The sequence below is a fragment of the Empedobacter tilapiae genome (assembly GCF_004785645.1).
In the GTDB taxonomy this organism is placed as follows: domain Bacteria; phylum Bacteroidota; class Bacteroidia; order Flavobacteriales; family Weeksellaceae; genus Empedobacter; species Empedobacter tilapiae.
In genome coordinates, this window is sequence record NZ_SRPE01000009.1 from 136258 (window position 1) to 152194 (window position 15937).

Annotated in this window: 11 protein-coding genes and 1 pseudogene; 6 read left to right on the forward strand and 6 right to left on the reverse strand. The window is 29.4% G+C overall.

Going from position 1 to position 15937, the window contains the following annotated elements:
- Nucleotides 1-437: 437 nt before the first annotated feature.
- Nucleotides 438-2858: a hypothetical protein gene (locus E4J94_RS13130; protein WP_135836254.1), complete on the reverse strand. Its 2421-nt coding sequence runs from the start codon at nt 2856-2858 to the stop codon at nt 438-440.
- Nucleotides 2859-3146: 288 nt separating this feature from the next.
- On the opposite strand from E4J94_RS13130, the gene E4J94_RS13135 reads away from it, so the two are divergent.
- Nucleotides 3147-4229: a PCMD domain-containing protein gene (locus tag E4J94_RS13135; protein ID WP_135836255.1), complete on the forward strand. Its 1083-nt coding sequence runs from the start codon at nt 3147-3149 to the stop codon at nt 4227-4229.
- Between the two features lie 4 nt (nt 4230-4233).
- Nucleotides 4234-5028, forward strand: a complete 795-nt coding sequence (locus E4J94_RS13140) for a porin family protein (RefSeq protein WP_135836256.1) — start codon at nt 4234-4236, stop codon at nt 5026-5028.
- Nucleotides 5029-5078: 50 nt separating this feature from the next.
- Here the strand turns inward: E4J94_RS13140 and E4J94_RS13145 are convergent, their stop codons facing one another.
- A complete protein-coding gene (locus E4J94_RS13145; RefSeq protein WP_135836257.1) occupies nt 5079-5807 on the reverse strand; it encodes a metallophosphoesterase family protein in 729 nt (242 codons plus the stop codon).
- 209 nt (nt 5808-6016) lie between these two features.
- Here E4J94_RS13145 and E4J94_RS13150 point away from each other — a divergent pair, with 209 nt between their 5' ends.
- The 4 genes and pseudogenes from E4J94_RS13150 (at nt 6017) to E4J94_RS13165 (ending at nt 9762) form a co-directional block, all read left to right on the forward strand.
- A complete protein-coding gene (locus tag E4J94_RS13150) occupies nt 6017-6889 on the forward strand; it encodes a heme/hemin ABC transporter substrate-binding protein (protein WP_135836258.1) in 873 nt (290 codons plus the stop codon).
- Between the two features lie 18 nt (nt 6890-6907).
- The gene (locus E4J94_RS13155; protein ID WP_135836259.1) at nt 6908-7939 is read left to right on the forward strand and encodes a FecCD family ABC transporter permease; all 1032 of its coding nucleotides are present in this window, start codon (nt 6908-6910) and stop codon (nt 7937-7939) included.
- A 53-nt stretch (nt 7940-7992) separates the two neighbouring features.
- A pseudogene (locus E4J94_RS13160) lies at nt 7993-8643 on the forward strand (ATP-binding cassette domain-containing protein); the annotation flags it as partial.
- 81 nt (nt 8644-8724) lie between these two features.
- Nucleotides 8725-9762 carry a hemin-degrading factor gene (locus E4J94_RS13165; RefSeq protein WP_135836299.1) on the forward strand — a complete coding sequence of 346 codons (1038 nt, stop codon included), beginning with the start codon at nt 8725-8727 and terminating at the stop codon, nt 9760-9762.
- Nucleotides 9763-10560: 798 nt separating this feature from the next.
- Here the strand turns inward: E4J94_RS13165 and E4J94_RS13175 are convergent.
- The 4 genes from E4J94_RS13175 to E4J94_RS13190 all read right to left on the reverse strand — a co-directional run bounded on the left by E4J94_RS13175 (nt 10561) and on the right by E4J94_RS13190 (nt 15937).
- On the reverse strand, nt 10561-11811 hold the full coding sequence (locus tag E4J94_RS13175; RefSeq protein WP_135836261.1) for a T9SS type A sorting domain-containing protein: 1251 nt from the start codon (nt 11809-11811) through the stop codon (nt 10561-10563).
- Between the two features lie 112 nt (nt 11812-11923).
- Nucleotides 11924-13318, reverse strand: coding sequence for an HmuY family protein (locus tag E4J94_RS13180; protein WP_135836262.1), 1395 nt, complete (start codon nt 13316-13318; stop codon nt 11924-11926).
- A gap of 11 nt (nt 13319-13329) precedes the next feature.
- Nucleotides 13330-15471, reverse strand: coding sequence for a TonB-dependent receptor plug domain-containing protein (locus E4J94_RS13185; protein ID WP_135836263.1), 2142 nt, complete (start codon nt 15469-15471; stop codon nt 13330-13332).
- A 214-nt stretch (nt 15472-15685) separates the two neighbouring features.
- A complete protein-coding gene (locus E4J94_RS13190; protein WP_135836264.1) occupies nt 15686-15937 on the reverse strand; it encodes a hypothetical protein in 252 nt (83 codons plus the stop codon).

Consider the following 15937-nt stretch of genomic DNA (forward strand, 5'->3'; position numbering starts at 1 on the left):
ACTGATCTTAAATCCCTAGCTTTTATTTGTTTACTAAAAATAACAAGAATCTTAAATAAATTAAATTATCTTCCCCCTCAATAACCCCTCTATTACATAAGTAACTGATTAATATATGAATAAAATATTTTTTTTATAAGCTTTTTCCCGTAATAATAAAAAAACAATAGTATTTACAATTTAATTACAATATATCTAATCCATTTCCTTACTTTTAATATAATGAAGTAATTATAATAAAGAGAAATAATAACTAAAATCCAGAGATATAATTATTTATTGAAAATTTTTATACTTTGTTAGAAACTTAGAAAAAATTATACTTGAGATAATTTACATATTAATAAATTTTCAAGTGATATTAGCAAATTAATAAACAAAAAAAGTTCCCTTAAAGGGAACTTTTTTTGTTTATTAATTTAACCGTTAAGGTATTTTTAAAGTTTTATAGTTGCATCATAATTTTTCTGTACATACTTGAAAATATGATCCATTGCATTTCCAAAAATAATCCAATTTGCAATATTTGTATTATTAATATTCTTTGCACCTACAGAAGTTCCATCCCAACCTTGGTATCCATTGAATGTTCCAGAACCAGTACCGATTGGCGATGATGTACCATAATAAACTCCATCTGCATAATTTGTCATTCCCCAATCTGGATACATAAAGAATCCTTCTCCATATATAAACGTAGTTCTCGCAGAATTAACACCAGTTGTAGAACTAGTATTATTCGCTGGTAAATTTAGCAATCCTTTTAATGAACTTGGTAAAGTAGATGGTACGATTCCTATCCAAGAAGGATAATCATCAGATCTTAAAATTCCATTAGGTACATTCCCAAATACACCATTGATGAAAGGATTGTCAGAAGCAATATTACTATCTACTTTTGCTGTATAAATATAATATTCATCCTCTGTCATTGTAACATTAGCATTATACGTCTGATCAATAAAATTCTTTATATAAGATTGATCATCTTGCGATTCTACCCAATAAACAAATCCTTTTTTCTTCTGAACAAAATCTTTAAGTATACTAATACAAGCTGCATCAGGGTTCCAACTCCAACCAATTAAAATTACTTGAACGCCTTGATTATTAATATAATCTTTTAGCTTTGTTGCATTTATACTACCTGTCTCTAATTTTATATTTGCATCAGTAAAAGATTCTATTTTTGACTTTCCATCCACTCCAAAATTCTGAATATTTTTTAATGCATTTCTAACCTGAGTAAAACTATCACCTACAAGTAAAATTGGTTTAATAGGCATCACAACATTTACATTTAATGTACATGTTACTCCATTTATAGTTACCGTAAATGGTATTGTTCCTGCTTTAGTTGGTGTACCTGTCCCATATACTCGTATTGAGGTAGTTCCTGTTGAAGTAATAGATCCACTTCCAGAGAAACTAAAGCCAGGATTATCCGCACTTTCTATACTAATCTCATAGGTTCCTGTACTACTAGCTGTAATTGGTATATCAATGTAGTTTGAAGCCGTTAATGGTGTATTCAAATTATAAGTACCTTTTACAGTTGCAGAACTACAACTAATACTAGAAATTACAGCTTTACTTTCTACAACTACTACAGATCCTTTCGCTGTTGTTCCTACATAACCACTTCCAGTAATTGTATACTCAAATGTCCCTGCATTAGCTGGTGGATTACCATTCGCATATAATACAACAGGCTGTATTCCTGTAGTTGTTAAATTTACATTGTCAGCACTATAAGTAACTCCATTAACAGTATTAGTACTAAAATTAAAGTAACCTGGATTAACTACATTAACTGTAATATTAAATGCTTTTCCAGCAGAACTTTCTCCTTTTTTCAGTTGATCAGCACTTACAAAAACAATATCCTTAAATTGAACATCAGCTGGTAGAACATTTACAACAGGAGTACATGCAATTACTTTATCATTTATTGTAATTGTAAATGTATTATTTCCTGCAACCGCAGGAGTTCCTATTACAGGAATTTGGATCGTATAATTACCTGTGTTAGGAAATGTTCCTTCTTTCTGAAAAAAGAAACCAGCAGTAGGATTGTTAACTAAAATAGAGTAATCGCCTGATTCCACTACATTTACAGTAATTTGAAAATAATTTCCAGAATTAGCAACTGTTCCTACTTTGTATGTTCCTATAAAAGCTGCTGAATTACAATTCGGGACAATTACTTCAGATTGCCCTATATCTCCACACAAAGATTTCCATTTATTATTCTTGTAAAAATTAAAGCAAGAAGAATCTGAATTGAAAATAAGTAAAGAATTTTCGGGGTTAACAATAATATCACGCTCTCCTGTTGTCATACGAGGAATTAAAATACCTTTATTTGATGAACGAACTTCAAATTGAGCAGACTCATTAATTGCTTTAGCAAAACCTATCCCTACTTGTGAATTTTGAACAATATTTTCTGTATTTTGTGTTGCTTCAACTCCCGTCTCTTCAACTCTCCATGGTTCTGAAGGAATACGAACTTCATCCGGAACAACAAATAAAAGCCAGTGAATCCCATCAAAATAATAATACCCATCCTTTTTAATTCCTATGGTTGAAGATAATGAATTTCTAGATGCAGCTTCTTCCACTTCATAAACATATACTATAACCCCAATTTGGTCATTCGTATACAGATGATTTTTTGTTATAAGATAATCTAATGTAACTCTTGGCGAAATAATACCTGCCGCAGCATCATTTATATTATTCGAACTTGAAACGTCTAAAGTCGCTTTTGGATCATTTGTATTAATACCGACCTGTGCGAATAAATTACAACTAAGCAATATAGTTATAAATGTGAGGAATAGATTTTTAATCATACTTTATAAATTAATTCATTTTAGTGTTCTTGTTTAAATTCAATACAATATAGGAATAAAACAATTATTTATTGAACAATATTTATTAAATAAACATTGTTTTTAATAAATTAAATTACTCTACCCTTAATAATGCCTGTATTTTATAAAATATTAATAAACAAAATTTTAAAAACATCATTTTATTATTTTTTTTTCTCAATCATAAAAGAATTCAATAAGACTTATGGTAAAGAAATAAAGATTTAAATTTCTTTTTCATTAATTTTAACCATTCAATTGTACCTGATGATAAAAAAATGTTCTCTTTTAGCTCTTTTTCTGACATCTATTTTGTTAACTTCTTGCATACAAGAAGAAGAATTAGATACAAATGCCGATATTATAGAAGCTTATATTCCTCCACAGTATCTCAAAACTGATCCAATTATTACTAATAATTCTATTGAGTTTAGAGTTAAATCTAATATTGATCTAAAAAATCAAGCACCTATATTTATTATATCTCCAAATGCAACAATAGATCCTGTTAATGGAACGCTTCGTGATTATTCTACAACGCAAACAGCTGTTGTAACTGCTCAAGACAAACGTTGGAAAAAAATATATACAATTAGTTTTAATATTGATGAATTAAGTACTTCTTATTCATTTAATCAAGCTGAATTAACTGATAAAGATAGATACTATCGTTTTTATTCAATTGGTTCTAACGGAGATAAAATATATGATTGGGCAAGTGGTAACTCTGGTTATGTAACAGTAGCTGGAGATAAAACGCCAGGCGAATATCCTACAACAGTAGATAAAGGAAGAGATGGTGGTTATGCAGCTAAGATGCAGACTGTCTATACAAGTAGTTTTGCTGCTGCAACTGGGAATCCTATTGCCGCTGGAAATTTATTTCTTGGTAGTTTCAAAACAAATATATTCAATACTTTAAAATCAACTAAATTCGGCTTACCTTATTCTGGTGAATTACCAAAATCAGTCCGAACTTACTATAAATATAAAGCAGGAAAAGAAGTGAGAGATCAAGATTTCAAACCTATTCCAGGAGCCGTTGATACATTTGACATTTATGCAATCATTTTCGAATCGCAAGCCAAAGAAAATTACTTATATGGAGATCATGATTTCAAAGATCCAAGAAATGTTGCTATTGCAAGAGTTTCGAAAGCAGATCGCCTAGAAACATCAAATTGGAGAGAAATTAATTTTCCGTTCAAATTAGTTGAAGGTAAAAAATATGATCCCTCTAAAGAATATGTATTGGCTATTGTTATGTCTTCGAGCATTGATGGAGCTTATTTTACTGGAGCAATAGGAAGTACATTAATTGTTGATAAAGTTGAACTAATTTATAATTAGATATATGAAAAATATAGTTAAAGTAATTTTTATTATTATAATTACATCTAATACTTTTCTTACTGTAAATGCTCAAGAAATTGAAAATAATTCACAAAATAAAACCTCTTTTTTTAAGAAAAATATAGAGTACCAAGCCAAAGCTCAATTTAGTATTGGAGGAGCTTCTCCTATTGGGATACCCGCAGAAATTAGAAAAATTGAAAGTTATAATCCAACTTTACAATTAGGTATAGGTCTAAATGCTACAAAATGGTTTTATGATAATCGTAAATTCGGTATTCGAATTGGGCTAAATGTAGAAGGTCGTGGAATGAAAACACAAGCAAAAGTAAAAAACTATTATACTCAAATAGAAGATGATACTGGCGCAAAAACCAAAGGATATTTCACTGGACATGTTATAACAGAAATGGATAATGCTTATATTTCTATGCCTATTTTATTTATTTGGAATACTTCTGAAAGATGGAATTTATATGGAGGTTTTTATTTCTCAACATTAATTGACAAATCTTTCTCAGGATATATCTATGAAGGTACTTTTAGAGAAGGTAGTCCTATTGGAGAACCTACAACTTTTGAAAATACAGCAAAAGGATTATACGACTTTTCAAATTATTTAAGTCCATTTCAGTTTGGAAGTCAGGTGGGTGCTGAATTTAAATTAAAGAATAATTTTAGTTTGTTTTTAGATATTACAATGGCTCATAAACAAGTTTTCAAAAAAGATTTTGAAGCCATTTCATTCAAAATGTATAACATATATGGAAATGCAGGTTTTGGTTATACATTTTAAATGAGATATTGTGAATATATCTTATGCATATCTCTAAAAGTGTCTACACTTTATTTCTTTAATAAAAAATCACCATAAAAATTGGGGATTTCACTCGAATAAATAGCTGATGCAACTTCTTCTATTGGATAGTCAATTTTAATAATTTCTGCTTTAATACTATTCTCATCCAATGTTAAAATAGAATAAGTTGCTTTTCTATCAATTTCCTTGCTTCTACCTACAGAACCACTATTTACAAATAATATATCAGAAAACTGCTGAACATAAGATTGATGAGTATGTCCCATTACCAAGGCATCTACTTCTTTTTCTTTTAACACAGAATACATTTTTTGCTTATCGTCAGCTTCATAAACATATTCATCATTTCTATCTAAACTTGCATGAACAAGTAATATTTTCTTATACGAATCATTTATTTTATACACCAATTCAAACTGATAAGGCAGGCTACCTAACCATTCTTTATTCTCTAAATTTATATGTTTTTTACTATGATTAATAGCTTCAAATCTATTTTTAGTTTCATAATTATCATGATGTAATAACGGAAATAAAGGCAAGTCAAAAGCAATTCGTTCATCATGATTTCCAAGTAAGCAAGGAATTCCACTATTCCTAAAAAAAGAAATGACATCATTACTCCAAGGTGCAAAATCAACTAAATCTCCCAAACAATAAACTTGAGATATATTTTTATTTTTAATATTCTTTATAACTTCATTCAAAGCAAGCAAATTCCCATGAATGTCACTAATTACTGCAATTCTCACCATTTATCCTATCCATTTTAGAAAAACTAATTTAGAATTTTTAGAATTATAAAAAAACCTATTTTTCTATACAATTCTATGATTATTATCAAATTAATTAGGAACAGAATAAATTCTATATATTTTTATTTAAAATTAATCTAAATAAAAATTGCTTAACTAAATCTTTTTACTAATATTTGTGTTTTAATTTAGACTTAATACAAATAACAATGAAAAAACTATTTATTTCCACTGCAATACTAGCTCTACTTGCAAGCTGCAATAATAAAGACAGTAAGAACGAGAATACTAATAATGAAGCTAAAACTGAAACAACAGTATCCAATGAAAAAATAGTTTCATTGAACGGAGCAATTACAGAAGTGTTAGCTGATTTAGGAGAACAAAATAACCTTGTAGGTGTTGATGTAACAAGTACTTATCCTGCTTCTGTAAAAGAAAAAGCGCAAGACTTGGGACATGTACGTTCACTATCAATTGAAGCTTTATTGGCTCTAAAACCAACAAAAGTATATGCAACTGACAAGGATTTAAATCCTGAACAAATTGCTCAACTAAAAAATGCTGGAATTCAAACTGAAATTATTAAACAAGATTATTCAGTAGAAGGAACAAAGGAATTGGTTAAAACTGTTGCAACTTCTCTAAACAAACAAGATTTCGATGCTATTACATCTAAAATTGATAATGATCTAAAAGCGTTAAAACCTTTAGCTACGAAACCAAAAGTTCTTTTCATTTATGCACGTGGAGCAGGAAACTTAATGGTTGCTGGAACAAATACCCCAATGGAAAAAATTATTGGAATTGCTGGTGGTCAAAATGCCATTACAGAGTTTGAAGATTTTAAACCTTTAACACCTGAAGCAGTTGTAAAAGCTAATCCTGATTATATTTTAATGTTCGACAAAGGATTAGAAAGCATTGGAGGTATTGATGGTGTTATAAAACTAGAAGGAGTTGCTTCTACAAATGCTGGAAAAAATAAAAAAATCATCGCAATGGATGGGCAATTAGTTTCTGGTTTTGGACCACGTGTTGGGCAAGCAGCTTCACAATTAAATCAATTACTTCAAAAATAAAAAAAGACTAAAACAATTATGTATCCGCAAATCAGAATACATCTTTCTTTGTTAAGCTTAGGCATCTTCGGTATTGCAATTCTTGCATTATTTTTAGGTGTTTATCAATTTAACGAATCCATCCTATCCATTATTAATAAAGCTTTTACAAATAGAACTGCAATCAATGATAGCGATTATTATGTGCTTTTCGATTTAAGATTACCACGAATTATCATGTCTATCTTAGTTGGTTCTGGTCTAGCTGTGGCAGGAACATGCTTACAAGGAATTTTTAAAAATCCTTTAGCATCTCCAGATTTAATTGGAATTACGTCAGGAAGTATTTTATTTGCAGCAATTACAATTGTTTTAGGAGGATATATTAAAGATTTTGTTCCAGAAATTATTCATTACTCATTACTTAGTTTAATGGCATTTGTAGGTGCTATATGCTCAACTGTTTTTGTTTATAGAATTTCTTCTCATCATCAAAAAACAAATATTACCATTCTATTGTTAGCCGGAGTTGCCATTTCTGCTCTTTGTGGATCTGCAACAGGTCTTTTGACTTATCTATCTACAGAAGAAGAATTACGTAATTTGACATTTTGGACATTAGGTAGTATCGCAAGTGCTAACTGGAACAAAATCTTAATTTTAGTAACCGTAATTAGCATAAGCTTTTTCTTTTTAATAGGAAAAGGAAAAACATTAAACGCAATGATGTTAGGCGAAAAAGATGCTGAACATTTGGGAATTAATGTAGAAAAAACAAAAAGACAAATTATTGTTTTTTCCGCTTTATTGGTTGGAACAATTGTATCATTTACAGGAACAATCGGGTTTGTTGGATTAATTGTTCCATATATTTTACGCTTAATCTTCAAATCGAATTATGTTATCATTCTTCCTTTATCTGCATTTTTAGGCGCAATATTAGTCATTGTTGCAGATACAATCAGTCGAACATTAGTTGCTCCATCCGAAATTCCAATCGGAATTTTAACTTCATTAATGGGAGCTCCAGTATTTATTTCAATTTTAATGAATTATAAAAAATCTTTGTAATGTTAGCGGTAAAAAATATTAATTATCAACACAAATCATTCAAGATTTTAGATATGATTTCATTTGATGCAAAAGCAGGAAAAATGATTGCAATCGTTGGACCAAACGGTGCAGGAAAATCATCTTTACTAAGTTACATTGCGAATGAAATTGAACCAAATACAAACCTTATCCGATTAAAAGACATTGCACTTAAAAATTGGAAAAAAGAAGATTTACCTCAACATAAAGCTAAATTTTCACAACATCAACCAACAGACATTCCTCTTTCGGTTAAAGAAGTTGTGTTAATGGGACGTTATCCGTATTTCCAAAATTCACCTCAACAAAAAGACATCGATTCGGTTGATTATTGGATGACCAAAACCGATATCAATCATTTAAAAGACAGGGATTACATTCATCTTTCCGGTGGAGAAAAACAACGTGTACATTTAGCACGTATTTTTACTCAATTAGAAAATGAAGTCAATCAAAAACTACTATTATTAGACGAACCTTTGAATAATTTGGACGTTTCTCATCAATTTAATTTGTTAGAAATTCTAAATGATTTTAAACAAAAAGGAAATTTAGTTATTTTGGTAATGCATGATCTTAATTTGGCTTCTCAGTTTGCTGATGAAGTAATCTTAATGAACAAAGGAAAAATTGTTTATCAAGATAGCCCAGAAAAAGTTTTCCAACCAGAAATTATTTCTAAAATATACAGATTTCCTTGTACTATTTGTAAAAATCCAATCGACCAGAAACCACTTATTTTATTCGGTAAAAAAACAATTACAATGAACACAATTACAGATTTAAAAAAACAATGGAATGATTTGAAAGCAAATCAACCAAAAATTAGAATACGTAATGCTGCAAAAGAATTAGGCGTTAGCGAAATGGAACTTTTAGCAACACAATTAGACGATAATGTTATAAAATTAAAGCCTGAATTTGCTGCTATATTACAAGAAATAGAATCTCTTGGAAAAGTGATGGCACTTACACGCAACAACGAATGTGTACATGAACGTAAAGGTGTTTATTTGAATGGTGATTTTTCTTCACCTCATGCACAACTTTTTGTTGGTGAAGATATTGATATGCGAATTTTCTTGAATCATTGGAAAACAGCATTTGCAGTTGTAGAAAAATCTGAACATGGAGAGCGAAAAAGTTTACAGTTTTTCGGGAAAGATGGCGAAGCAATTCACAAAATATATTTAGTCCCACAAAGTAATGTACAAGCATTTGATACATTAGTTGAGAAATACAAAGACGAAGATCAACAAGCTATTCCTACAACTGAAACTATTGAAAACAATGTGATTGAAAAAGCTGATAACGAAATTGATGTTGAAGGATTTCACCAAGCTTGGATTGATTTAAAAGACACTCACAATTTCTTTACAATGCTAAGAAAATTCGGCGTTACACGTACACAAGCTTTACGTTTAGCACCAACAGATTATCATGCAAAACAAATCTCTAATGAAGCAATTGTGCAACTCTTAGAAAAATCTGCTGAAAAACAAACTCCAATTATGGTTTTTACTGGAAACAAAGGAAACATTCAAATTCATACAGGAGAAATTAAACGTACAGTGTGGCACGAAAACTGGTTCAATATTTTGGATCCTGATTTTAATATGCATTTGGATATGTCAAAAATCTCCTCAACTTGGATTGTTAGAAAACCAACTGAAGATGGAATTGTAACAGCTATAGAAGTCTTTAACGATAAAGGAGAAATCATTGTACAATTCTTTGGAAAAAGAAAACCTGGTATTCCTGAATTGGAAGAATGGCGCGAAATCGTTGCTAGTTTAAATTAAACCATATTTATCAACCTATTATATATTACACTAAATCATTTCCCGATTAATAATTATTTTAATCGGGATTTTTTTATTATTTTCCTTTTTATCTATAAGTATGCGTTGTATAAGACAGCATCGTATGTATCATAAGATATTTCCAAAGCAAAATATAAAGGTTGAATTTTATAATTATCAATGAACAAACATTACAAACACACCGATTTGTAATCAAATCTTTTTGACAAACATTACAAACACACCGATTTGTAATCAAATCTTTTTAACAGACATTACAAACACATCTATTTGTAATCAAATCTTTTTGACAGACATTACAAACACACCGATTTGTAATCAAATCTTTTTAACAGACATTACAAACACATCTATTTGTAATCAAATCTTTTTGACAGACATTACAAACACACCGATTTGTAATCAAATCTTTTTGACAAACATTACAAACACACCGATTTGTAATCAAATCTTTTTAACAGACATTACAAACACATCTATTTGTAATCAAATCTTTTTGACAGACATTACAAACACACCTATTTGTAATCAAATCTTTTTGACAGACATTACAAACACACCTATTTGTAATCAAATCTTTTTGACAGACATTGCAAATAGACTTATTTGTAATAAAACCCAGTCACTAGGAAAGGATTAACAGACTCGTTTATAATGAATGGAACCTAGTAAAAGTACTTTAGAAAAAACGTCTACGAAGTTATATCCAATTCTAATAAAAAAAGGTCGTCAATTAAGACGACCTCCCACAAATAGACAAATAAAGTACTCAAAACTTTATTTCAAAACTATCTTTTTTGACTCCACTTTATCAGCACTTTGAACTCTTACGATATAAATACCTGCTGAAAGTTTAGATAATTGAATTGTTTTATTCGTAAATGAAGATGTTGGTTGATATGATTCTTGATGTACCAATTGTCCATTCATCGAATAAATTTGAATATTTAGTGGAGATGATTTTGATTCTTGTGAATTATAAGCTAATGTAATTGTCTTTGGTTGAGAAGGATTTGTATAAATCTCAAACTTAGTTCTTGCTAATTCTGTTGTTCCTAAATTAGCTGTTACATTTTCGTAATCAAATGTTATTTTTCCTGTTGAAGATCCTTCAAATGTTTTGAAAACTAATTTATAAATTTGATTTGTTGAAGTGTTTTTAATGAAATGATTTGTAGGATTTACAACATATGACCAACCAGATAAAGTTTTCCAGTTATAACCAATTGCATTAATATCGGCTATATAAGCTGTATCATCAGTAGGATTTCCTGTTTCTGTTTTTGCTACTTTTATCAAATCACTCTGCAAAGCTCCTGTCACTGAATACATAACAATACTACCATCATTTGTAGAAAGAGGTGTAACATATTTAGTAAATTTTAAGTCCCATTTACTTTGTACAGGTTCTGGATTAACTGCTTTATCATTCAATAAGCTATAGTAATTGAATAAATTATTTGGATTGGTTTTATGTGCAAGATTCACTTTTTTATCTTCTGACCATACACCATTTACCAACTTAGAATATGTAAAATTATATTCACCTAAAGGAGCGGCGAAATTGTCAATTTTTAGCTTTACATATTCTCCAGAAGCATATTCTAACACAAAAATAATAGTTCCATTTACGTAATGATTTGCAATATTATAGTTTCCCCAACCATAAGTAGCCGAAGCATTGTTAAAAGCACCTTCTTGCCAATCTTTGTCTGAATTGTACAAAAGATTCCAAGATTCAATATTTGCCACATCAATTGAATTCCATTTAGAAATATCGTTTGATGCTTCATATACTTGTATTCCAGCACCATCATTCACTCGAATAGCTGTAGACATATTTGATTTTCGGTAAAATGATATATCCCAATCACTTCTATTTACAATTTGAGTAGATTGATCTGCTAATCCATAATATACATCATTTGCATAAGAAGCGCCCATTGTAACTTCTCCTTTTATAGTTTGAGCATTTAATGCAACAGAAGTTAATAAAATTGTTGCTAAAAGTGTAAATTTGTTTTTCATGATTTAATAATTTTTAATTGTTAATCTAGAATTAGAACAGTCAATCCGAGAGATTACACTCTGACCCGTATGACTCGGATTGACAAATTCTAACCACTAATAATGAGTATGTTTATTTTATAAGTTTATATTCAAATTTGGGATTACCTCTTACACCAGAAGAATTAAGAAAGGCTAACATTTTTATTTTATAATAATTATCTTCTGCATCTTTGATGATATAAAATCTATCTGTGAATAATTTTTGAGGAGAAGTTACTTGTCTCCAAGAATCACCAATTGCTCGCTGATCATTTAAAAACTTCGTTTCGTCAATCATTGTTTTATTAAAATTATCATAAGTAATTTCTTTTGTTACATCGACACGATATGCCTTTACTCCTGCTTTTAAATTATTCACAACAAAATCCGAATATCCATATGAACCATTTCCTTCGATAAGATTAGTAAAAACAGTAAAGCTTAAATCCCATTCTAATTTATGAGGTTCTACACTTACAAGATTATTTGTTGTAAAACTGAAGTGTTCAAAATTGTGAGTTGCATTTTTAGTAATCACTTTTTCTTGAAAAGTTGTATCATCTAAATTTGCATATTGTATTATATATTGTTCGTCTTTTTTAATAAACTTTACCTTTTTCCATCCACGCGAATCTCCTGCAATCAATACTGAACCTTCAGCTGGAGTTCCTTTTCCTACTTCGTATCCCAAATTCAATAAATAAACTGGATTGTCTGTTTCTTTTATTTCTGCAATTGCTGTTTTCAAGATATCTCCTGCTGGATGATCTACGTATTCTTTATTAGAATCTGTAAATGTTCCAACAGCAACTTCGTTGATTAAATTTGCAACAGAAGCTTTTGTTACTTTTGATAGATCAGTTTCTTCTAATTTTTTTACAGCCATATAAATAGATGAATTAAGAACAACTCTAAAACTTGATCCGTTATAAAATCCTAAATCCCAAGAATCTCTTTTTACCTTGGTTTGTGTATCCTTACTTAAATCTACAAAAACTTGATATGGTTGATTTGGTCCGCCAATTTGAGGCTCTATTGTACCTCCTGTAGAATTTTCGAAAGAAATTTTAGTTGAACTATAACCTTGAATAATTGCCGCTGGATAATCAATTTTTGTGATTTCAAATTGAATAGATTTATCAGAACGATCAAATGGATAGATTAAATTCTTAAAAGTGAAACTTGTTGATGTTTCTCCTTTCTTAATCGGAAGTATAATTTCATGATTTGTTGCAACAATAGAAGTAGAATAATCTACATTATAAGTTGCTTTATCTTCTGTAATTCTTATATGAATTTGACCATTTTGTTCTGCAACTTCAGAATAAACTAAATTAATCGTTCGTTCATTATCTATCTTACTAAAATCTACATTGCTATCTTTAAAAGCTACTACAAATTTTTGCCCAATAGGATGAGAATCATCATTACATGACCATAAAAAGAAAAAGCTAAACAATAAGGTATATATAAATATTTTTTTCATGATTTTTTTGATTAATTAATTCCTAAATTAAACGTTAATTTCGCAAAATATGAACGACCATAACCGTATAAAATACTTGCAGCCCCTGTAGAATGCGCTACATCATTAGAAGAAGTAGTATTTAATCTTTTTACATCAAATAGATTTCTAGATCCAATTGTCAAACTGATTCTATTATCCCAAAAGTTTTGTCTAATTGAAGCATCCATCCAATGAAAACTTTCTTTTCTTCCTTTTACCAAAATCTGCTCTGTTGGATTAGAAGGATTATTTATTGGTACAAATTGTTCTTCATTTCCGTTGTATTTATAAAAAACTGATAGAATTGTTTTTGTTTTTGGTAAAGTATACGATATATTCGAATTGACTTCTGCTGTGTAGAAATACTTATTTTTAACTGTATTTACTCGTGCTATTTGATCAATATCTTGCTTAATTCCTGTTAATGTAAAACCAAAACCTCCGTAGAATGGACCGATATTAAATTGATTCAAATATGTTATTCCTTGAACATCATATCGATCTATATTTCTAAATTGATATTTTAAAGGAATATTTTCAACAATGACCATGTAAATTTTATCTTTCAAATTAATTTTCCATAACGATACTTTTTGTTCTATCGAAAAATTATCATTGAACTTCAAGTCTTTTTTAAGATGTAAAAAAGCAGAAATACCTTTTTCAGGATTTAAGTTTTCGTTTCCTCTTACATCATGATTCACATCTACAAAATAAGAATACATTTCATCATAATTAGGCAAACGAGGAGATGTTCCCACAATCGCACGCAATTCCCAATCTTTACCAAATGTATATTTAGAGCTCAAACTCATTACATATTGCGTGTTAAACTGTTCCGAAAACATTACGCGAGCTCCCGGACGAAAAGAAAGTTTATCGTTTAGAATAATTTGAGAAGAAGCAAAAAAATCATACGTTCCAAGGCTTCGTTTAATTGGGGTTTGTCTGTATTCTCTTGCTGCCGGAGAAGAAAATCCTTTGGTTTGATCTATTTCATAACCAAATTGAAAATCAAAGAATTCATTCTTATTTATAAAATTACTAAACATCCCTTTCGAGTAGTACACTTTACGACTTTCATATTCGAATTTTTCGACATCATTTTCAATTCCTTTTAAAATCTCATAATTGTACGTTTTTAACTTTCTCTTTTGTTCTTGGTACGAAATAGAAATATCATAATTAATTGCATCTTTATAACGTCCCGAAGCATTTAAGTGATTATAAATACGATCTGTTGTATAAACACGATCATCACCATAATAATCATATGTATCTGTTGGTACATTTTTATCCATTCTAGGATTTGGATCAAAAAATTTCGTTTCTTCGTTAAAATACTCGAACTTATAAAACAAACGATAATTCTCCTCTTTGTATTGAATCAATGCTTTTGCTGTATTTTGTTCTTTTGGTAGCCATTCATATCCTCTTAAACCATTGTTAGATGGATAATATTTTCCTAATCTATCATCAAAAAATCCTTGAAAATCATTACGTGAAAAACTTAAATTACCATAGATTTTATCTGTAAATTTATGTCCGATTTTCAAGGATTGAATATGCCTCCCTTTATTTTTCCAATTGTATTCATCGCCAATTGTTTCTTCTTGCAAAGTAGCTGAAACATCATATTTATATCTCCCTCCTTTTTTAGTGATAATATTGATAACTCCTGCAATAGAATTTGCTCCGTATTCTACTCCCATAGCTCCTTCTACAATTTCTATTTGCTGAATTTCATCTAGATTTATTTGTGTCAAATCTGTATTATTACCTAAACCTTCATCATTAATTAATGGAATATTATCCACTAAAATTTTGAAATATTGCGCATCTAAACCAAACATCTTGACCGTAGATTTTCCGGTAGAAGAACTTGGAATAATATTCATGTTCAATGTCTGATTCAACACATCTGCCAATGTATTCCCTGCTTGTCGCTCTATCATTTCTTGTGAAATTACTTTCACTTCATAAATAGATTTCTTAACCGATTGAGCATTGTATTGCCCAGAAATAACCGTCTGCTCCAAATCAATTGTAGGTTGAGATGAAATAGAATCTTTTTCTTGTGCGTATAGAGTAATTGTAGTAAGTAAGCTTAGTAGAAAAAAGCGCCTCTTCATTTGTCTTTGTTTTATTATTTAGAATTAGTCTAATAATTAATAAAGCAAATGTAATCGAATTTTTTAATTTATTTTTATTTATTCTAAATTAATTTAATTTAATAAGATAAATTATACTAAAAATTAAATGTAACAAGCTATATTTCATTCATTATGATGCTAAAAATAAATGCCTGAGAAAATTCTCAGGCATTGTTATAATTATAAATACTCTCTAATTATTTTTTATTAATTTATTTCTTCCATAGTAACCAACAATAACAGCTATTGCTATTAATACTATTATATTTGAATCTATAGGAGCTCCATCTACAGGATCATCTCCTGGATCGTGTCCTCCAGGATTTGTATTATTGTTTTCACTAAAAAAACTAATATCAGATTCATTATCTGCGGCATACAAATTTGAAAAAGGAAGGAATAAAAATAAACTTCCAACTAAAATGTATTTAAATTGTTTTTTCAT

Bases quoted from the DNA above. Each gene is read 5' to 3' on its own strand.
- E4J94_RS13130 (WP_135836254.1), bottom strand. From the start codon at position 2,858: ATGATTAAAAATCTATTCCTCACATTTATAACTATATTGCTTAGTTGT.
- E4J94_RS13150 (WP_135836258.1), top strand. From the start codon at position 6,017: ATGAAAAAACTATTTATTTCCACTGCAATACTAGCTCTACTTGCAAGC.
- E4J94_RS13145 (WP_135836257.1), bottom strand. From the start codon at position 5,807: ATGGTGAGAATTGCAGTAATTAGTGACATTCATGGGAATTTGCTTGCT.
- E4J94_RS13135 (WP_135836255.1), top strand. From the start codon at position 3,147: ATGATAAAAAAATGTTCTCTTTTAGCTCTTTTTCTGACATCTATTTTG.
- E4J94_RS13155 (WP_135836259.1), top strand. From the start codon at position 6,908: ATGTATCCGCAAATCAGAATACATCTTTCTTTGTTAAGCTTAGGCATC.
- E4J94_RS13180 (WP_135836262.1), bottom strand. From the start codon at position 13,318: ATGAAAAAAATATTTATATATACCTTATTGTTTAGCTTTTTCTTTTTA.
- E4J94_RS13190 (WP_135836264.1), bottom strand. From the start codon at position 15,937: ATGAAAAAACAATTTAAATACATTTTAGTTGGAAGTTTATTTTTATTC.
- E4J94_RS13185 (WP_135836263.1), bottom strand. From the start codon at position 15,471: ATGAAGAGGCGCTTTTTTCTACTAAGCTTACTTACTACAATTACTCTA.
- E4J94_RS13165 (WP_135836299.1), top strand. From the start codon at position 8,725: ATGAACACAATTACAGATTTAAAAAAACAATGGAATGATTTGAAAGCA.
- E4J94_RS13140 (WP_135836256.1), top strand. From the start codon at position 4,234: ATGAAAAATATAGTTAAAGTAATTTTTATTATTATAATTACATCTAAT.
- E4J94_RS13175 (WP_135836261.1), bottom strand. From the start codon at position 11,811: ATGAAAAACAAATTTACACTTTTAGCAACAATTTTATTAACTTCTGTT.